Origin of the sequence: Bacillus sp. SIMBA_026 (genome assembly GCF_046535335.1) — a bacterium.
GTDB classification, from domain to species: domain Bacteria; phylum Bacillota; class Bacilli; order Bacillales; family Bacillaceae; genus Bacillus; species Bacillus velezensis.
Map to the genome: position 1 here is coordinate 1004031 of NZ_JAWRWX010000001.1, position 20905 is coordinate 1024935.

The following is a 20905-nucleotide window of genomic DNA, read 5'->3' on the forward strand; positions in this document are numbered from 1 at the left end:
TGGAGGCTGTCCAATGAAGAAAACAATCTACATATTGTTCATTTTGGTTTTGCTCTCAATGAATATGTCAAGCTATCATTACACTCTTAACAAACAAATCTATTACACTTTATTCTCCAATAAAGAAGCATTGATAATCGATTATACCTCAGAAATTAAAGGTGAGGACTTTATAAAGAGATTGGTCGCCTTCTCCAAAGAAAACAAAGTGAATATTTCTCAATACAATTTCTTAGATGAGAAGAGCTTAAACATCTATTCTACAAACTCTAAAAATGAACCATCAATACATAATGGCAATAAGCTTGTGTCAAATTTTCTAAGAGATCATTCAAATCAGAAGATGATCGGCAGCATTTCTTTTCCACTCTCGACATGGAAAATCAGATATTTTGATTTTAACCAAATAAAGAATATAGGCATAGGAAGCAAATTTTATATTTCATCTAACGATGACAAGGTATTGGAGAAAGCACAAAACCTTTTTGCTGACTATGGTGAAGTAAGTTTTGAAAACATCACTGAGAATACTGCTTTTATGTTTAACAAAACTTTGCTTATGCTAGTGTTGCTCTCTATGCTGATTTTGTTTATTGGTGTCCTCTATTTTGTAATTAAAAATCGCAAACGGCTTCTGCTGCAAAAGTTATGGGGGTATTCCAAGGTTAAAACATTGCTTTCTTACCCAGCAATGTTTTTGAAACCTCTAATTATAATCATATTTTGCGGTGCAATTATTGTAGCTTTACTAGCTTTTTCTTTCAATTTAAATGACTGGTTGGCTGTATATCTTAGAATTTACATTAGAAACGCGGTGATTGGTGCGCTTATCATGATGGTATACACCATCATGGTTACCCTCGTCTTGTATAACAACAGCGACATTAGTGGCTCGATCAAAGGCAGCACACCGATTAAAAAATTCCAATGGTTATCTGTAGGCTTTAAAATTGTTGTCACGATATTGCTCTTCAATATTGTTGCGTTTTCACTTTCTAACGTATTTGATCTCAAACAGCAGCTTGATAATCAATCGTACTGGAAAAAGACACAAAACACTTATAAGACAAGCTTTGCAAATACCGGGATAGACTATAGTGATTTAAAATTAGACAGGGAGAAAAATGTTAGAGTTCGCGCGTTGTATCATCAATTAGAGAAGCATAAAAATGCGTTCGTCATTGATGCACATAACTATGCTGTACTATGGAAAGATGGAAAAAAACCTGTTTATTTTTACACCTTAAATACGACAAAGAAAAATGAAATTTACTCTCCTTCTGGACGAAGTATTACAATCGGCCCTAATTATTTAAAGGTGAATCCCATTATCGGCGCTAATGGGGAAGCCATAAGCCAAAAGGCATTAAGGGTTGATTCAAATACATTGAACCTGCTTGTTCCACAAAAGTATGAAAAATATAAAGAAAAAATAATAGCTGCATACAGGGATCAGTTTTTCTTTGACAAAGTTGAATTAGATAATATGTATAACAAGGAGATGAATCAACCTTTAAACACCCTCAAAAAAGATGAATTGAAAATCAACATCATTTATACTAAAAATAGGCAGGAGTATTTCACCTTTAATAGTGAGTTTGGGGATGCCGGCAATAAAAATAACATTGTTGATCCAATAGCTGCAATTTTCACGGACAACGTTGATCCATCTGTTATAGGTGCTTACTCAACCTCAAGTTTATTCTTTTCAGATTCTTCAAAAGGCATGGCGTATGACCGCATAGTTCCTTATTTGGAGAAGACCAATACGAGAGATCTAATTGATTCATCAATTTCGGTTTATCAAGAACTAAGCGACGGTATAGCAAGAATTCAGAATCAATTCTTGCAGAATTTAATTAGCCTAACAATAACAGTTATCCTGTCCATCGCATTTCTTGTTGCTTATATTTGGTCGTTTTACAGTGCGAATGCATATCGGCTGTACCTTAAAGAGCTTTTTGGATATTCATATTGGGCCAGAAATAAAAATTTAATCATCTTTTCCCTTTTAACCAATTGCCTTATAGGTTTAGGATGCAGTATTTATTACAAAATCTTCGAATTAACAATTTTTGTTGGGCTGTTTATTGTAATCGAGCTGCTTATTCTTTATTTCCTGAGTGTCTATTTAAACAGGAAAAACATGAATAGGATCTTAAAAGGAGATAGAATATGATTACACTCAACCACATATCAAAGACGTTTGATGAAAAACCTGTTCTTTCGAATTTCTCTCTTCAGATAAAAGAAAATGAATTTGTTTCAATTGTTGGTAAGAGCGGTTCAGGAAAGACTACCCTGCTAAATATCATAGGTCTTCTTGATACTCCACACTCAGGAAATGTTGAAATTTTAGGCTTTCGAAATCCTAAACCTACAGAGGTGATGAAACTAAGGAGAGAAAACTTAGGGTATATCTTTCAAAATTACGTGCTTATGGACAATGAAACAGTATTAACAAATTTACAGCTTTCGACGGCTTATGCAAAAGACTTCAAGAAAGAAAAGTTGACAGAAGCTTTAGAAATGGTTGGCCTGGATAAAAGCTTTTTGAAGAAAAAGGTTTATCAGCTGAGTGGCGGAGAGCAGCAGCGTGTGGCCATCGCAAGAATAATTTTGAAGCCTTGTGATATTATCCTGGCTGATGAACCGACAGGAAACTTAGACGAATATAACAAAAGCATTATTTTGTCTTTATTCCATCAGTTAAAAGGTATGGGGAAAACGATTATTTGTGTTACTCATGATCAAGAAATCGCCAATGGTTCGGATAGAGTGATCAATCTTTCATAAGGAGAGGTTTAAATTGAAACACATTGCTTTTGCATTATCAGCAAGCATCCTGGTCATTATTGCCGGAGTGGTACACAGAATACTCTTTAGAGTGTTTGGCTTTCCATTTGATCAGGCTATCTTCTTTTGGGGCGGATTCGTTGTTGTTTATTTTGTGTTAGCTCTGCTTTCTTCTTTACTCTTTAGGAATTTAGGTTCAAACAGCAGAAATTACGAGGCTTAATAAAGGCTTTAATGCTTTCTTACCAAGTAATCAAGAAGGGTACATGTTGTCTAGAAGAAAGGACCGGCCAACACGCCGGTTTTTTTTATGTAAGCACATTTGCAAAGAGGATCGCTATCAGAAGCCCTCCGAAAAGTTTCAGAATTCAAGAATGGAAAAGAATTGACATAATTTTGCATTTTTTCCGAAAGTAATACTCTCATCTACAAAATATGACAAATTTTCCTCTTGCAAGGTGATAAAATCAGATTGCCTGCTAAGTGAGTAAGCAGCAGGCAACAAATCAAAAGGGGGCAATAAAAATGTTAAAAAGTAAATTCAAGAAGATAGCAGGAGCTACAGCACTGGTGGGGCCTTGCTAGTATCTGGATCACCAGCAATGGCGGAGACTCTGCCAGGATTAATTTGGGTAAGAGATAAATATCCGAATGCTTACGATTTTGATTACTTCAAAAGAGACGGTGAAAATTGGGTTTATGTGTACACAAGATTATCCAATGGCAAAACTGATGTAGACGAAGTAAAGTGCGAGGTGATTATTAAAGATCGGTGTTATGTTCAAGATTAATTATAAATCGTAATACATCCTATTTTTTTAATTCTGTCTCACCAACTAAGTATACTTAAGATAACGAGACAGAATTTTCATCAAAGATTTAACTTCCTAGAATATATATTATGTAAACTAGAAATTGTGAAGAGAATATAAAAGTGGATTCATATTATAAGAGCGTCCCCTTTTTGTAAGGTAATATTAAAAAACCTCCACGTCCTTAATAAATTAAATTGGTCATAAAGGTTTTTCAGTTTGAGTATTTTAATCGGTTATGTCACTTGTTGCTGGTCTTCTTGATCAAGTCCACGCCATCGTATGCCAGACTTTCCACACTTGCAGCCTTCTGCAGTATATAATGATCAAAAAAGTTCTTCGTATAGTCTGTAACAAGATTTCGCATCTCCATGGCATCCCGTTCGCCTCTAAGTTCCTCATTCACACTGGTAAACACGATGTCGCAGTAATCTAAATGCGCAGCACGATCAACAGAGAAATAATAGGTATCCATGCTATTGTTAGCGCCAATGATCGCATTCATGTTATAGTTCGGTTCAGAAAACAGCAGCAAAAAGGGTTTCTTAAGGTCGCTGCCCTGAAGGCCGAACGCTCCGCTATCCAAGCCAATCCCGCAGGCGAACCGGTCGTCGTCCCGGCAAACAATCGCCGTCGTAGCCCCTCCATAAGAATGTCCGACTATGCCCATACCGATGTCAAGCAACAATCTGCCCTTAAAGATGGAATTCAGCTCTCCAGAGTCCAATTTGACAAGATAATCGGCTGCATACCTTACATCTTCTGCCTGTAATTCACTATATTCTGTTAACTTGTCAAGTATCGGCAGTGTAAGCACGTTTTGGCACATCTCAATGGCAGTTTCGTCGTCAGGACGCATCTCCATCTTACCAGCCAACGCCATCATCTCCGGATCTTCAGAAAACGCCATAATAACATCCGAAAAATCCTTTGATATATTAAACAGGCGCCCATCTTTACGCTTATACATCGTGCTATTCTGATGGCCGATGCTTACCACAACATATCCCATGCTTGCCAAGTCTGTACAGATCACTGTACCCCATTCTGGAGAACCGCCCCCGCCGCAAACATAAAATAACACCGGATAGCGTTTTTCCATCCCGGAGAGAGCAAGGCCGTCGTAACATTGGGTCTTGATATCTATAGAGTAAGCATCCTTCAACGCAGTGAGAAGCGGCTGCTCATCAAGCATTTCGCAGACTTCAGGAAACATGTACGTTGATGTAGTCTTCCCTTCGCTGCTGTCGGACGGATAGTACATAAACGCCGTCAGTTCTCTTTTTGTATGATCTGATGCCGTGTACTCAAAATCCATCTGGGTTCGGCCGACAGTATAGCCGTCAATTGGCTCTGGAAACGCGTCATACCTGTTCATTCTCTAGTTCCCCCTTAAGTAATAAAAGTGGCGGATGTGAAATACACACATTGCGCTACAAACGCTTTTCATTACATCATATGTTCAGTGAATCATAGCTACTCCTTGGCTTTCTTGAGATTGCTAACAACATTTGTACAGGCCCATATACTGTTTCAGAGTTTCATCCGCCACGTAAACCTCCATGTATTGCTGTTTAAGATGATAAAAGCGGACATCGTTGCTGATGTCCGCCTAAAGCTTACTAATTGGGTTCTGTTCCCCAAATCAGTTTTCCTTGATGATATAATGTGATTTTTTTCGTTGTTTTAAACGTATTTGATTGGAAAAAGGAATAATCGCCGCTTTGTGCATAATGGCTCCAGTCATCGTTGTGAAGACGAAGCTGAATATTCCCTGTGCTTGCTCCCGGTGACAGTGTTCCTTTTTTAAACCCCAGTTCCAGATAGGTATCTGCGCCTTGCTTAGGTTTATGCAGCGTCACAAACTTGTGGGTCAGATTGCTGCATCCAATCTGCGCGTAGTCACAGTCAAAGTTTTGGCCTTTGTTTTTCGCGTTATACCAGTAACGGGCAGTGACACCTTTTAAATCAACCGTGGTATTCCCGTTATTTTTTATGTGAAGCTGCGGGCGGATTTGGTTGCTGTTCACACTCCCATCCCCTGCTTTGTATTGTACAGAAACGCCTTTTTCCTGTGTGGGATTATCTTGTGCTGGCGTTTCAGGGCCGTCCTTCGTTGAATCTTTGTTGCCGCGAATGTTTTCTCTTACGAATGTTCCTGAAGCAGTTAAATCTGACAGCGGCCAGCCGCCTGTTTTAGATGCTCCCGGCTTTAACGCTGAGGATGATTCCTGCTTATCAGAAAGATTCCAGTTCACCCAGCTGATTTTCTTGCTGTCGAGATAATTCAGCCATTCCCGCGACTGGTCAAGGAATACACCGCCATTTCCAGACGCGTCGCTTGTTCCCCATTCCGTCACGAAAATAGGCGCTCCTTTACTGAGTGCATAGTTTGCTTTATCCCGTAAAGATTGGCCGTGTGTGCCGGCATAAAAATGAAGCGCGTACATGACGTTTGCATCTTTTAGCTGGTCATCGGCAGCATCATTCACATCCTGGCTCCATGTACCGGTTCCGACAATGGTGGGATTGTCGGGGTCATTTTTGCGGATAACGGAAAGCACTTCTTCCGCATACGGTTTAATATCACGTTTCCAGTTCACGTCACCGTTTGGTTCGTTTGCAATTTCATAAATGACGTTTGGCGTGTTTCCGTAAAGACTTGACATTTCCTTGAAAAATTCTTTTGCCTTCTCTTTATTTTGGTTTGGGTTGCCGTCATTTAAGATATGCCAGTCAATGATGACATATATCCCAAGTTCTTTTGCCGCTTCAACCGCTTCTTTTACTTTATTTTTCACGGACGGGTTGTCAATATAACCGCCGTCTGCCGTATACATTGCCGCGCGGAAAACGGTGATGCCCCAATCGTCTCTCAGCCATTTTAAGCTGTCTTTATTGACGAAATCGCCATACCATTGCAATCCGTGTGAGCTGATCCCTTTCAGCTGTACCGCTTTGCCGTCTCGGTTTACGAGCTGTGTACCTTTTATGCTAAGCTGACCATTCTTGGCTACTGGCGTTTTTGTCCCTGCTGCTGATGCCGGTGAAGCTGGCAAGCCGCTCATTGTCAATACCGTAATCAATAAACACGTAATAAAAATAGAAATTGACCGTTTCATATCTGATCTTTTCCTCCTTCGCATCATTTTGGCTCTTTCTTATGAGCTCGAACTCATTGTAAAAATCTTTCTCATGATTGTCTATCAACCTAATTTCTTGTTTTTAGGAGGTGTAAAAGCCTGTCAATTTGCTCTATCTCTATTGAATAAGACACACCTGACACATATAGAACAAAGAAAACCGGACTGAATCGGGACTTTACACGTCATTTTTCAATCGAATCGAAAAATTAAATTTATTTCCAACGTAGACACGCTGAATGTGATGAGTCTCAATATGGCATTGAATCTTATGATTGCTGTAAGAAGACGAGCCCTTGCCCGTCCTTGTTAATTTAAGGTTGATGTAAGGTTCGGATTAATACGGGTTAAGGTTGGAGTTGTACAATAAGATTGTACTTCAGTGAGGGATTCAGCCAGAAGAATTCCCCCTTCAATAAATCATAGAGGTGAAAAGGTTTGAGAGAAAATAAAATTTTGTCTTCATTATGTTACTTCAGTATATTTTTTGCGCCGTTTCTGTTTCCGATTATCGTCTATTTCTTAGGTCAGGACGATGTGAAATATCATGCGAAAAAATCTTTATGGACGCATCTGATTCCTTATTTGATTTTTGTAATTGGCATCATCGCTTCAGGTTTACTTGGTATGAATGACATCAGGCAAGCCGGGCCTTTCCTGCTTGCGACGTATGCTGTTACATTCCTTGTGGCGATCTACTTTTTCATTTGGAACATTGTCAAAGGAATCAAAGTGTTTTCGGAACAATAGGAAAAAAAGGTTCTGTTATTGATCAACAGAACCTTTTTTTGTATAGCCATTATGATAATTGTATATCTATCGTTGTCCCTTCTCCCGTGGTGCTTTGAATGGTGATGTCCCCTCCGTGCTTTTGGATAATATCCTTTGCTATGGCCATTCCAAGACCAGAGCCTGCATGCGTCGTTCCTGTATTTGTGCCCCTGTAATAGCGATCAAACACTTTTTCCAGCTCCTCTTCTTCTATCCCTTTGCCGTTGTCCTTAATTGTCACATGAGTCCGTTCTTTTTGTTCAAGCTGTACAACGATCTTCACATCAGGATCATTGTGAACGAGGGCATTTAAAATGAGATTCGTGACCGCTCTCCGAATCAATATCGCATCAAGGTTCAGCATCAGCTTTTCCAGGTTCGTTTGAAGTTCAATGGACTTATCCGCATATCTAGAATCGTTTAACATATCAATTAACGTTTCCCGCAGCAGCGATACAAGGTTTACCTGCTCTGTATGTAACATCACATCGTTGTTTTTCAGCCTTGTCGTTAAATTTAAATCTTCCATCACATCTTTCATATAGAGGGATTTACTCTCAATGATCTGGGCGTACTCTCTGATCTGTTCGACTGTGAGATGGTAATTTGGATCTTGGATGATTTCTGCATAGCCCTGAATAGATGCTAATGGTGTTTTAATGTCATGAGAAATATGACTGATCCACTCTTCACGCATTTGCTCTAATTTATCTTTTTCTTTTTTACTTGAAGATAGTTGTTCCGATAAATGATTGACATTATAGAAGACATCTTTATAAATGCCTTTGGATTTCATTTTGATCGTATAATCTCCATTAGCTAACCGCTGGATTCCTTGAATGACACGGCCGAGCGGTTTTGTGAGCTGCCGGCTGAATAGATAGCCGATGAGTAACGCGATCAATGCATCTATTGATAATAATATGATGGTCCCTGCATTGAACTTCGTCACAAATTCCTTGGTATCATATGAGAGGACATACTTTCCGAGAGAGGGATTTTTAAACCCTATAAAGTAACTGTACTCCTTGCCGTTCACTTTTTTTCCGCCGGCGTAAATGGTTGATAATAATTGTTCATCCTTATATTTATGTAAATTTATAATTTCAATAGGCGTATATTTTTCCTTCAGTCCTTTAGGTTCTCTATCATGATAAACATCCTGTCCGTTTTCATCTAATATTTGAATCCATGCATTCTGCTCTTTTAAAGCTTTTTGGCCCTCTTTGTTTACTGTGATACCATTGTTCGATAACGTGACATATTGTCGGAATGATCTTGTGAAAGTTTCCGGTGTACTTTCTTCGTCATGTTGGCTGTTCGCCTGGAAAACGAGCCAAAACATAAAAATAAATAAATTAATGAAGACTGTAATGATGGTCACGATAATGACAGAGACCATATACCTGCCTGTTAATCGCCAATTCATCCTTACGCATCCTTTACAACAAATTTGTAGCCTAACCCTTTCACAGTGACGAGAAAGTCTGGTTTTGATGGGGTGTTTTCTATTTTCTCACGGAGCCTGCGTATATGAACCATCACCGTGTTGTCAGAACCGAAGAAATCTTCTCCCCATACAGCTTGATAGAGTGTTTCTTTACTGATCACCCGATTGGGATGCTGCAGAAAATAGGTCATAAGCATAAGTTCTTTAGGTGTTAACTCAATAGCCGCTCCATTTTTGGTGAGCTCGGCTTGTTGTTGGTTTAATTCAAATGGTCCTTTTTTTATCACGGTTCCGGTTTGAGAAGGCTGTAAGTAAGAGACCCGTCTCAGCTGCGCTTTGACCCGATATGCAACTTCCTTAGGGCTGAAGGGTTTTGTAATGTAGTCGTCTCCGCCGATGGCAAGTCCTACAATTTTATCCGTTTCCTCCCCCTTTGCAGACAAAAAGATAATCGGAATGTGTGAAATGTCTCTTATTTGCTTGCAGATATCATAGCCTTCACCGTCTGGCAGCATGATATCCAATATCACAAGATCGGGATTTTCTTGATGAAATTGAGCCAATCCGTCACGGGCAGTCGAAGCGGTGATCACGCGATCAATGCCTTCTCTTATTAATACGGTTTTGATCAGTTCTAAAATTTCTTTTTCGTCGTCTATGATTAATACTTTGCTGTGAAGCCGTGACATATATTGATCACTCCTTGAAGTCATTGTCATTATTATACCCAATGTCTGTGTATCGTTAAAAAAATCAACACTTCTATCCCACAGAAAATAAGCCAATTTTCTTTTTCAAGTAAGAAAATTGGCTTATTGCGATGCTGATGCCTTTAACGCTTTACAACAAATGTTGTCACGCTTTGAGCCGGAAGATGGGCCCAAAAATGATTGTCCGTTACTTTGAGATCGGTTCCAGGCTGAAGATTGCTGCTGCTGCTCGTGACCCATCTGGATACTTGCGAAGCAGTTCCATTCTGCAACACAAAGTTTTGGTTGACCCCTGTGTTATTTTTATTAATGGCAACAATCACGACTTTATTGTCTCCTTTATAGGCTGACACGTAAACATTCGGTTCAGGATTTTTCGTTGCATCAACCCTTACATAGCCAGGGCGCACAAATTTTGAGAAATGAGCCATATTGTATCCGCGTTTGCTGATCATCCCATCTTCTTTCATAGGGCCGTATGATCTGCGGATGTACCACCACACATAAGCTTGAAAATCTCCCTCTACCATTGAATGGTGAATATGCTCTGAAACACCTAAAGCCTCAGGCCAGCGATCCGCTGAATTGTTGTCACTATTCGGATAGTATACCTCCGTCATCCATAGCTCTTTCCCTCCTCCTTTTTGTTTGAAAAGAGGATAAGGAAACTGACTGACCTGAGTGCCGTACAGGTGGGTTCCGAGGATATCCATATTCCTAAGCGCCTGCGGATCGTTCAAAATGGGGTCCGATATATTTTTCAGGTATTGAAATGATTCCGGCGCAATCACGCGGGCATTAATGGAACCGGCATTCTCTCTCATGAAACGCAGGATTTCTTGGGGCGTCCACCATGTCCATTCGTGAGCGTAATCAGGCTCGTTTTGCATAGAAATCGCATACAGATTCACACCATTACTCTTCATGAAATTAACGAAATCGTTAAGATGCTGCGCGTATGCGGCGTACTTATCATATCTCAGCCGCTTAGCTGATGTGTCACCATTATGATTGAAAGTCTCAACCATATCGTTTGGCGGATTCCAAGGGGAAGCAAAAACGATTGCTCCATGTTTGATCGCACTCTTTGCAGTCTCCACTTCCTTGTACCAATTGTTTCTATTTTCATCTACATGAATTCTTAAGACCGAAAAACCTAACTGATTCTGTCCATTGCCAAAAGCGGTCTCCCGTTGAGGCGCAGTCAAATCTCCAATCCAAGCCGGGTGGTTCATTCCTCCAAAACCGCGAATCACTTGTCTATCTGCAGATATATTAACTGTTGCATCACTTGCTGCTGAAACTTCAGTAACTCCCGGTCCTAAGAGCATGACGGACATCATTGTGAAACATACCAATAATACACAAATTGTTTTTTTTACGCTCGACATCATTTTTTCCTCTCTTTCATATGTCTTTTATGGACTTAGAAAACGTATCTTTGCTTATCTTTGTGTAAACTGCCAGTAATCAACGTTAAACAAGTTTCCTGTACCAGTTCCCGTAAATACAAAGAATACGTTGTGAACACCTGTTGCGCCGCTTATCGCAGTTTCTATTTCTCTCCAGGATTGCGTTCCGCCTGTGGAAGGGACATTCAAGGTTCCGACAAGCTTACCGTTTGCACTGTCTAGCCGCACTTCTATTTTCCCGCCAAGAGCGGACGCTACATTTGCTTTAAACGTCCTGGCGCCGCCTGAGCCGAAGTCTGCATTTCCAACAGCAATCCAGTCTCCGTTATGAATGTTTGTGACATGTTGATTATTGACCGGCCCGCCGGGTGCTGAGGATGCCTCTGTCAAAATCCGTCCGTTCCAGGCAAACGTTTCCGCTTCTACCCGGTGATATGGATTCAAGTTGGATAGCTGTTTGACACCTGCAAAATTTGCCGCTACCTCTTGCAGGGAGCCATCTGGATTATGCACAAGCTTATTAATATGGGGAGAACGGTATCCTTTGCCGGCCCCGTAAAGAGCGGAGCTGACAGTTTGAGTATGATACACCACATACCACTCGTTTTTAAAATTGAAAACAGCATGGTGATTGTTCCCGCCGCCTCCGAAAAATGCTCCCGGATTTTTCAGAAAGTGCCCTCTATACGAAAAAGAATCCATAGGACTTGAGCTGGTCATATAGCCAATCTCACCTGGAGGTTTATCGGCCGGGTGCGCGCCCCCGAAATTGATACAATAGGAATAGTAATATTTCCCGTTATACTTATGCATCCCTGAGTCTTCAAACATAAATGGCGCATCAATGGTCGATGCACTTCCGGCAACACTGGTCATATCAGGACCTAATTTCATGACTCTTGCTGTTTTAGGATTGGCCCATTGCCCCTGCGTTGGATTTGAACCGCCCGGAACGCCTCCGCCGGCATATAGGTAACCGGTACCGTCATCATCTACGAATACTGCAGGATCAAAAAGCCACACAACACCGGACATTCCTGGCGTATTTGGCGTTACAAGCGGTTTTCCGATCGGATCTGTCCATGGGCCGGTCGGGCTGTCTGCGGTGAGAACCCCGATACCTCCGCCGCCGTTTGCGAAATAAAGGAAAAATTTATCTTTACCATTGATCTTTTTCACCGCGGCTGACGGGGCCCATGATGCTCCTGCCCATTTGGCAATCCCCCGGCCGCCATTCGCCCCATTGGCACCCGCTGCGGGAATCGCTCCGTGATCTGTCCAGTTCACCATATCCGCTGAAGATATGACGGATATTTTATTCAAATTGGCAAATGAATTATCCTTAATCGTTCCGTCGCTATTATATTCATAGTCATCGCTTGACATATAGATGTAGACTCTTCCGTTATAGGTCAGCGCAAACGGATCTGCTCCCAAATGATGGTCTATAAGCGGATTTGAATTCCCAACATGTTTTGCAATTGGAGTGCTGGCAGCATACGCAGACTTCCCAGTGAAGCAACTCAATAATAAAGCAAGGACCCATAGGCATACCCAACATTTTTTACACATAACTTAACGCTCCTCCTTTTTCTTTAAATTTAGGTAACTTTTACCATTTGAGAACAAATTGCAGTACCGGCAGTAAAAAGCAGACTCCGCAGTTAAGCGACTCAATAATAGAGCTAGTACTTATAAACATACGCTACACTTTTTTCTAATAACTTGACATCCTCCTTTTTCCTTAAAATGTATGATGATTTTTTTACCATTTGATGACAACTGGTCATGGAGAACGGCTCTGGAGTAAGCCTTGCGAACACAGGAGTATGACTCTCGCCTTTTTAATAAAAACGCCGCTGAGTGCCAGGCCAGCGGCGTTTTACACTTGATCATTTACATTTTGTCAAACTTTGCGTCTCCCGCAAACGATCCCATTGACAGTTGTTCTTCAAGAACAAGTCCGTGATGATGCCGTTCTTCAATCCTTTTGATAATAGATCGAATTGTATCCGTATTTTCTTCAATATTGTGAGGGTCAAAGATCGTCACATGGTCTCCTTTTAATTTGTACTCAAGGTAATGCTGTGCGGTTGATTGCTTCCATCCTCTATCGGTCAACTCGCCGCATAGAAAATGATGAATGTTGGCGTTCACCGCGCCGGAATTGATCAGTTTATTGTGATATGTGAGATAGCTTCTGATTTTATCCTTAATGGAAGGAATGGTTAATAATTCTCTATAATAATCCGGAATGATATCCAGGTTCCGATGAATGATCTCTTCGGTTTCCTCTTCCGAAAAATAATTCACCGAAACGGCTCTTTTAGAATCAAGCATTATAATGTCCGATACGATGCGTCCGCGCTTCTCCAAGGCTTTGGCAACCTCAAAAGCCAAATTCGACCCCGAGGAGTAACCGAGTAAAACAAAGGGCCCTTGTTCCTGAATGCCTATCATGCTTTCTGCATACCGGTCGACTATCTCTTGCTCGTAAGACGGCTCTTCTAGGAAATCAGCGGCATAGACAGTGCAGCGGCCGTCAAGTCTTTTCGCCATTTCATTATAGACCAGCCCGTATCCGATTAAAGGCGGGAAACAGAACACAGGGATTGAACCGTTCTGATTCATCTTGACGAATACGTTATCCGTCTTGGACTCGAAAACTGCCGCTTGAATGGCGCGTGCCATTGTTTCGATAGTAGGAAAATCGTATACGGCTTGATAATGCATTTTGATTCCCATACGGTCGTTGATTTGATGAATAACTTGCAATACTTTGAGCGAATGGCCGCCAACGTCAAAGAAGTTATCTTTAATTCCCGGGTCACTGAGAGCTAAAATGTTCTTCCATATCTCGGCCAGCTGCTTTTCAATTAACGTTCCGGGCGCTTCGTATTCGGTTCCGGTGAGCCTATTTCCCTCAGGAGCCGGCAAAGCTTTTCGATCGATTTTACCATTTGCGGTTATCGGCATCTTCTCCATTTGGACAAAGTAAGCCGGTATCATATAAGCGGGCAGTTTGTTCAGTAAATGACGCTTCAGCTTCGCCGTATTTAATGAATCGTCTCCTGACAAGTAGGCGCACAGCTGCTTTGAGCCCTCTTCTTCAATTGCGATGACGACCGCTTCTTTGACAGATTCCGATTGCAATAAAGCCGCTTCGACCTCGCCAATTTCAATCCGGTAGCCCCGGATTTTCACCTGATGATCAATTCTTCCCAAATACTCGATATTGCCGTCAGGCAGCCACCGGGCGACATCTCCCGTTTTGTACATTTTTTCGTCCGCGGCAAACGGGTGTTCAACAAATTTCTCAGCCGTTAATTCCGGGCGGTTCAAATATCCTCTGGCCAGTCCCTCTCCTGCCACATAGAGCTCGCCCGGTATGCCCATTACCTGAATGCGCTGATATTCGTCCAAAATATACGCTTGCAGAGTAGGAATAGGTTGTCCGATGTTGCTTCTGCCCTCGTCGATTTCCCGTTCCGTGATTTCTTTATATGTGACATGAACGGTGGTTTCGGTGATGCCGTACATATTGATTAATTGGGTTAAAGGATATTTAAGCTTCCAGTCTTTCAAGAAGGATGGATTTAACGCCTCTCCGCCAAATATGATTTTTCGGATGCTTAAATTGGATTCGGGATCTGCTCTCTCCTCCTGCATCAGTTGATAGAAATAACTCGGCGTTTGATTTAAAATAGTCACAGCATCCGATTTTAACAATTGCAAATACCTTTCCGGGTTTTTTGCTATTTGTTTCGGAACAATCACTAATTTGCCCCCATACAGCAGCGCTCCGTACATTTCCCATACTGAAAAATCAAAGCAGAAGGAATGAAACAAAGTCCAAGTGTCCGATGCATTAAAATCAAAAACATTTTTGTTGTTAAATAACAGACGAACCACGTTTTTATGTTCAATGAGCGTGCCTTTCGGATTCCCCGTTGTTCCTGATGTATAAATAACGTAGGCTAAATGATTTGGCATCACGTTCAGATTGAGATTAGATGTTTCGGTGCCGTATGATGACGGATCGTCAAGGAAGACAGTATGATTTTGATAATCGGTACCTTCCAGAAGATGATGCTGCAATAATAAGATAGAGACGTTAGAATCCTCAAGCATATAATGGATGCGTTCTTTCGGATAATCCGGATCGATCGGTACGTAAACGCCCCCGGCTTTCAAAATAGCAAGGATGCCTATCACCATCTCCGGTGAACGTTCCGCCATAATGCCGACAAGCTCCTCGGCCTGAAGTCCTTTGGCAACCAAGGTTCGGGCCAGCTGATTGGCGCGTTCATTTACTACCCGATACGTCAGCTTCTTATCTTCAAAAATAATCGCCGCTTGCTCCGGCGTTCGCTCCGCTTGTTCTTCAAACAATTGATGAATCGTCTTTTCCTTTGGATACTCAGCCGCCGTATCGTTGAACTTGTCTATCAGGAGCGATCGCTCATCCGCTGTTACGATATCGAGGTCTTGAACGCGAATTTCTTGATCGTCCGCCATTTGCTTCATGATTTGCATGAAATGCGTCTGCATCCGTTCGACACTTGCTTGGTCATAAACATCGCGATTGTATACAAAACGAATGTCAATTTCTCCATCCGGCATCACGATAAAAGTAAAATCGTAATGAGTATGTTCTTCCATATGAAAATCGAGAATGTCTAATGCGTTGTCATCCTGCTTCATATGTTCTATTTGTTTCTCAACCGGGTAATTCTCAAATACCATAATATGATTGATCAACTGCTGCTTTTGCTCAGTTTGAGCCTGAATGTCATACAACGGAAATGTATCATATTTTTGAGAAGCCAGTGCCCGCTCCTGGTTCATTTTCAATACTTGTGCAGCTGTCATTTCAGACTGCGTATGAATACGTACGGGAATGGTATTGATAAATAAACCGACCATGGTTTCAATTCCCGGAATTTCTGCCGGTCTGCCGGATACGACCGTGCCGAAGACGACATCCTGACTCCCGTTGTATCTTTGCAGCAATAAGCCCCATGCGGTTTGTATCCATGTATTGACGGTGACTTGCTGGCGGCTTGCGGCCCGTTTTATTTCGTCTGTGAGCCGCTTTCCTAAACGAAACTCATGCTCACCTTTTTCGTATCCTTTCGCCTGGCCGGAAGGTTGTTCTTGTAACAAAACAGTCTGCCCTTCATAACCTTCTAAATAGTTGCGCCAATAGGCTGACGCCTGCTTGTGATCTTGTTGATCTAGCCATTCGATATATCGGCTGTATGGGGTGACGGCTCCCCGCTTCGGCTGCCTTTGCTCAAGTATCGCATAATAGGTTTCAAACACTTCTTTCGTAACAAGAGGCAAACACCAGCCATCCATTAAAATATGATGAAAGCTCCATATCAACCGCGCTTGGTCTTCCTCTGTCCGCAGGATCGATACGCGCATTAAAGCATCCCGAGTGAGATTGAATCCCCGCGCCTTATCTCTTCTTGCAAAATCGGCAATAAACTCGCTGCGCTGATGACTGTTCATGCTGCGAATATCTTCAACGGCCGTTTCAATCGGCTTTTGCCGGAATACAATCTGCAAAGGCTGATCTTTCCATTCTGTATAAAAAAGAGTCCGAAGAATGTCATATTTTTCGGCCAGATGCGCCAAACTCATCCTGAATGCATCGATATCCAAGAAACCTTTCAGATCAAAGGCGGCTTGTTCAAAGTAAGCTTCGGAAGCCGAATCGATCAAGCTGTGGAACAACATTCCTTTCTGCATCGGGGTTAATGGGTATATATTTTCAATGTCACCGAGATGACTCGTTTGCTGCACAAATTGATCTAATTCACCGATCGTTATACCTTTTAACGAAATATCGCTTGGCGTCAGGTGAATTTGATCTTGAGCATCACAATGTGCGATGACTTGCTGCAGGCTGTTTTTTAAGAGATCGGCACAGGCTTCCATTGTTTCTCTTTGATATTGTTTACCGCAATAGCTGATGGCCAGCGACAATCGGCCGTCTGAAATCATGCCGTTGATATCAAGTGTATAGGTCAAGGGACGATTGTCACTGGCTGTTTTCCCGCTTGAGTAAGGGGATACCTCCATCTTGCCGTTCCGGACATCTTGATCAAATTGACCCAAATAATTGAAACGTATTTCCGGATGACCGGTCCATTCATGTGCCTTCGGGTGATCGGACAAATATTTGATCAGGCCGTAACCTATTCCTTTTTGGGGGATCTGACGCAAATTTTCTTTCACTGTTTTAATCCGCCCGGTGATATCCTGATCAGCTTTGATTTGAAGCGAAACCGGATATAGGCTTGTGAACCATCCCACCGTACGCGAAATATCGAGATCCGGAATGATAGACTCTCTGCCGTGTCCTTCAAGATCAATGAGAATGTCTTCATATCCGGTCCAACGATGAATAGCAGTTCCCAGACCGGTCAGTAATAAATCGTTCATATCGGTCGAATAAGCCCGGTGAGCGTTTTTTAATAAACGTTCGGTTTCCTCAACGGTCCATTGAACGATGACCGTTTCCCGGTCTTTGGCCAGACCGGTTTCCTGTTCATTGTCCTTGGGCAATGTATACTGCGGATTATGTTTCTGTCTGAACCAGTATTGATTTTCCGCTTCGAATTCCTGACTTTCTGCATAACGATTCAACTGTTCAGCCCATAACAGGTAAGAGTCCGTTTTCATCGGAAGCCGGATCGCTTCGCCGTTTTGAAGCTGCTCATAAGCTGCCGCTATATCCTCAAGTAAAATCCTCCACGATACGCCGTCGATGACCAGATGATGAACTGCAATCAGCAAATGATCTCCCTCTTGACACCGGAACAATCCCAGTTTCATGAGCGGTCCTTCAGCTAAATGAATGGATTGCTGAATCTCATTGGAAATGGTTTCTATCGTCTTGGACACATTTTTTTCTTCGCGTAATGAGATCACTTCAAGGCTGAACAGATCACCTTCATCGATCCAGCGATTTCGGGCTTCATATCCATCTTCTGTCGGAACATAGACCATGCGCAAAGCATCGTGATGCTCCGTGATCTTCTTCATGACGTCCCGAAGCTTTGATTCATCCAGTCCCTCTTTCCAATAAAGCATAACCGCTTGATTGTAATGGTGTAATTCCGGGTATTTCTGGTCAAAAAACCAATGCTGAATCGGTGTCAGCAGCGCCCGGCCTTTAATTTCTCCTTGTTCTGCGATTCGGGTTACCGGCTCTACGTATGGAACAAGCTCGGAGATCGTTGGGTATTTAAACAAGTGTTTGATTTCAAACTTATACCCGGCTTGGTATAATCTTGAGGACACTTGAATCGACTTAATGGAATCGCCCCCCAATTCGAAGAAATGATCTGAGATTCCGACCCGTTCTAAGCCTAAGACCGACTCCCACACCGCGGCCAGTATTTTTTCCAGTTCTGTTCGGGGAGCTTCATAATTCATGCCTGTAAGATTCTCTCTTGGAGAAGGAAGGGATTTACGGTCTATTTTCCCGTTGAAAGTAAGCGGCATCTCTTCCAGCTGAACGAAATACGCAGGTATCATATAGGATGGAAGCTGCCGGGACAGCTCTTCACGGAGCTCGCCTGCAGTTAAAGCATGTTGTGCGGTATAATAGGCGCACAAGGATGTTTCCCCATCGATTTCCCGAGCGATAACGATGGCTTCTTTGATCGTCGGCAGCTGAAAAAAAGCGCCTTCGACTTCGCCGATTTCAATGCGGTAACCGCGGATTTTCACCTGGTGATCAATCCGGCCCAAATACTCGATATTGCCGTCCGGCAGCCATCTTGCCAAGTCTCCCGTCCGGTATATCCGTTCTCCTGATGCAATCGGATGGTTTACAAACTTCTCGGCCGTCAGTTCGGGACGATTCAAGTAGCCCCTTGCAAGCCCATCGCCCGCTATGCACAGTTCTCCCGCCACACCGGTCGGCTGCATATGTTCCAAATCAGCATGTAATATATACAATTGAATGTTGGAAATCGGTTTGCCTATCGGAATCGATGCATACGTTTCTTCCGTCTGGCAATCAAAGTATGATACATCAATTGTTGCCTCAGTCGGTCCGTACAAGTTGATGATTTGAGCCTGGCTCACCGACGTGATGATGCGTTTGAAGCCTGCGACATGTACAGGCTTCAAAGCCTCCCCGCTTGCAAACACATGTCTTAATGACGCTAATTTTTGTTTCAACATCCCGCTTGGCTTCTGATCCATGGATTCCAGGAAGGCATGCAGCATCGCCGGTACAAAATGCATTGTGCTGACGCCTTTTTGTGCAATTGTATCTAAAATCAGCTCGGGATTCTTTTCGCCTCCGTTTGGCAACAGAACCAATCTGGAACCTGATATCGTCCACCAGAACAGTTCCCACACTGATACATCAAAGGTGATCGCAGTTTTTTGCAGAATCGCATCCCGCTCATCGAGACGGTATTTTTCCTGCATCCACACCAGCCGATTGATGACCGACCGGTGCTCAACCATAACCCCTTTCGGCTTGCCCGTTGAACCCGATGTATAAATAACATAGGCCAGATGATCCGGACCAGCAGCCGGCTCTACATTCGACCCGTCTTCACAAAAGTTTTGCGGATCTTTCATATCCAGCACTTTTCCCGTAAAAGGTACTCTCTCTTGCGATTGATTCTGCACGAGTAACAACTTCGTATCCGAATCCTCCAATATGTATCGAACCCGTTCCTCGGGATAGCCCGGGTCAATCGGTACATACGCCCCGCCGGCTTTCAAGATCCCGAAGATCCCTACAATCATATCCAGGGAGCGTTCGGCCATAATCCCGACCGGCTGATCCGGCTGCACGCCTTCAGATTGCAGTGTCCGAGCGAGTTGATTCGCCCTTTCATTCAATTCACGGTACGTCAGACGGCTATCCTCGTAGACAACAGCCGTTTGATCAGGGGTACGTTCCGCTTGTTCCTCCAAAAACTGATGAATCGTTTTTTCTCTTGGATACTCTGCAGCCGTTTGATTATAGGCGATGAGTTGATTTGTCTCTGAGTCTGACAGAATATTAAGCTGGCGGATCATAAGGTCGGGTTGGAATAACAAAATTGAAAAAATCCGGTTTACATGTTCGATCACTTGCATCATATACTGGCGATCATAAGCTTGTTCATTATAAGTTAACTTTAAATGAATCGAATCATTTTCTATGGAAAACTGAAATAATGTATCAGCAGCAGCCGTTTCTATAAAATGAATGGGGTGCAGCTGATCTAGTGATACGATCGTATGGATCATTGGCAAATGATTTGAATCGTAGTTCAGATTTAATGGACCGGCCATTTTATCGAAAGGAACGTGCTGATGTAAGATGGCTCCGTTCAGCTTGTGTTTGAATTCATTAAATATGGATTTAAACGTGCTGTCCGCATTTATGTTTTGTTTGATTAACATGACTTGATCTAAACGAAGGTCTTCATCGGTTTCGTCTTCAAAGGTCGGAACACCTACAATAACGCCCTCTTCCCCCGTATATTTGTACAAAAGACACTCGATTCCGACCAGGAGAACCATATAAACGGCCATTGGCGATTTATTCGTCATCTTCATGATGCGCAGGGATACATCGGAGCTCAATGAACTATGAATACGGTTGGGTGCACTCGACGCATCATGCTCTATTGTTGAGTCCGACATTTGAAACGAAGGGATTGCACTGGGACGATCTTCCGCATCGAACATGCTGCTCCAGAACAACTCCTGTTGCTTAAATTCTGACATTAATATCCCTCCAGTAAGTTTTAGCCGGCTGACCGCTGTCCCCGTAAAAACACCA

11 protein-coding genes are annotated in these 20905 nt (G+C 42.5%); 4 read left to right on the forward strand and 7 right to left on the reverse strand.

Features of this window, described 5'->3' with window-relative positions; all coding sequences use genetic code 11:
- Positions 1-13: 13 nt before the first annotated feature.
- The 3 genes from SB847_RS04830 to SB847_RS04840 are packed head-to-tail and all read left to right on the forward strand — an operon-like array spanning position 14 to position 3019.
- On the forward strand, positions 14-2179 hold the full coding sequence (locus tag SB847_RS04830; RefSeq protein ID WP_410577398.1) for a DUF1430 domain-containing protein: 2166 nt from the start codon (positions 14-16) through the stop codon (positions 2177-2179).
- Positions 2176-2796, forward strand: a complete 621-nt coding sequence (locus SB847_RS04835; RefSeq protein ID WP_324635809.1) for an ATP-binding cassette domain-containing protein — start codon at positions 2176-2178, stop codon at positions 2794-2796. Before SB847_RS04830 ends, SB847_RS04835 begins: the two co-directional genes overlap by 4 nt.
- 13 nt (positions 2797-2809) lie before the next feature.
- The gene (locus tag SB847_RS04840) at positions 2810-3019 is read left to right on the forward strand and encodes a bacteriocin-like WGxF protein (RefSeq protein WP_140957314.1); all 210 of its coding nucleotides are present in this window, start codon (positions 2810-2812) and stop codon (positions 3017-3019) included.
- Between the two features lie 830 nt (positions 3020-3849).
- On the opposite strand, the gene SB847_RS04850 is transcribed toward SB847_RS04840, so the two are convergent.
- Positions 3850-4986, reverse strand: coding sequence for an alpha/beta hydrolase (locus SB847_RS04850; protein WP_410577401.1), 1137 nt, complete (start codon positions 4984-4986; stop codon positions 3850-3852).
- Between the two features lie 244 nt (positions 4987-5230).
- Positions 5231-6730 carry a cellulase family glycosylhydrolase gene (locus SB847_RS04855; RefSeq protein WP_410577403.1) on the reverse strand — a complete coding sequence of 500 codons (1500 nt, stop codon included), beginning with the start codon at positions 6728-6730 and terminating at the stop codon, positions 5231-5233.
- A gap of 459 nt (positions 6731-7189) precedes the next feature.
- On the opposite strand from SB847_RS04855, the gene SB847_RS04860 reads away from it, so the two are divergent.
- Positions 7190-7501: a magnetosome magnetite crystal formation protein family gene (locus SB847_RS04860; protein ID WP_375005447.1), complete on the forward strand. Its 312-nt coding sequence runs from the start codon at positions 7190-7192 to the stop codon at positions 7499-7501.
- Between the two features lie 49 nt (positions 7502-7550).
- Here SB847_RS04860 and SB847_RS04865 read toward each other — a convergent pair whose 3' ends face one another.
- From SB847_RS04865 to bamC, 5 genes are all read right to left on the reverse strand, one after another.
- Positions 7551-8951 (reverse strand): sensor histidine kinase, encoded by a 1401-nt coding sequence (locus tag SB847_RS04865; protein ID WP_375005448.1) that lies wholly within the window; start codon positions 8949-8951, stop codon positions 7551-7553.
- 2 nt (positions 8952-8953) lie between these two features.
- Positions 8954-9661, reverse strand: coding sequence for a response regulator transcription factor (locus SB847_RS04870; RefSeq protein ID WP_410561989.1), 708 nt, complete (start codon positions 9659-9661; stop codon positions 8954-8956).
- 143 nt (positions 9662-9804) lie between these two features.
- A complete protein-coding gene (gene xynC, locus SB847_RS04875) occupies positions 9805-11076 on the reverse strand; it encodes a glucuronoarabinoxylan endo-1,4-beta-xylanase XynC (RefSeq protein WP_410561986.1) in 1272 nt (423 codons plus the stop codon).
- 51 nt (positions 11077-11127) lie between these two features.
- Positions 11128-12666, reverse strand: a complete 1539-nt coding sequence (locus SB847_RS04880; RefSeq protein ID WP_130570939.1) for a glycoside hydrolase family 43 protein — start codon at positions 12664-12666, stop codon at positions 11128-11130.
- A 324-nt stretch (positions 12667-12990) separates the two neighbouring features.
- Positions 12991-20850 (reverse strand): bacillomycin D non-ribosomal peptide synthetase BamC, encoded by a 7860-nt coding sequence (gene bamC / locus SB847_RS04885; RefSeq protein WP_410577405.1) that lies wholly within the window; start codon positions 20848-20850, stop codon positions 12991-12993.
- Between the last annotated feature and the right edge of the window lie 55 nt (positions 20851-20905).

What these genes read in the sequence shown, in the direction of transcription:
- SB847_RS04850 (WP_410577401.1), bottom strand. Translation starts at nt 4,986, where the DNA reads ATGAACAGGTATGACGCGTTTCCAGAGCCAATTGACGGCTATACTGTC.
- SB847_RS04835 (WP_324635809.1), top strand. Translation starts at nt 2,176, where the DNA reads ATGATTACACTCAACCACATATCAAAGACGTTTGATGAAAAACCTGTT.
- bamC (WP_410577405.1), bottom strand. Translation starts at nt 20,850, where the DNA reads ATGTCAGAATTTAAGCAACAGGAGTTGTTCTGGAGCAGCATGTTCGAT.
- SB847_RS04865 (WP_375005448.1), bottom strand. Translation starts at nt 8,951, where the DNA reads ATGAATTGGCGATTAACAGGCAGGTATATGGTCTCTGTCATTATCGTG.
- SB847_RS04855 (WP_410577403.1), bottom strand. Translation starts at nt 6,730, where the DNA reads ATGAAACGGTCAATTTCTATTTTTATTACGTGTTTATTGATTACGGTA.
- xynC (WP_410561986.1), bottom strand. Translation starts at nt 11,076, where the DNA reads ATGATGTCGAGCGTAAAAAAAACAATTTGTGTATTATTGGTATGTTTC.
- SB847_RS04880 (WP_130570939.1), bottom strand. Translation starts at nt 12,666, where the DNA reads ATGTGTAAAAAATGTTGGGTATGCCTATGGGTCCTTGCTTTATTATTG.
- SB847_RS04870 (WP_410561989.1), bottom strand. Translation starts at nt 9,661, where the DNA reads ATGTCACGGCTTCACAGCAAAGTATTAATCATAGACGACGAAAAAGAA.
- SB847_RS04830 (WP_410577398.1), top strand. Translation starts at nt 14, where the DNA reads ATGAAGAAAACAATCTACATATTGTTCATTTTGGTTTTGCTCTCAATG.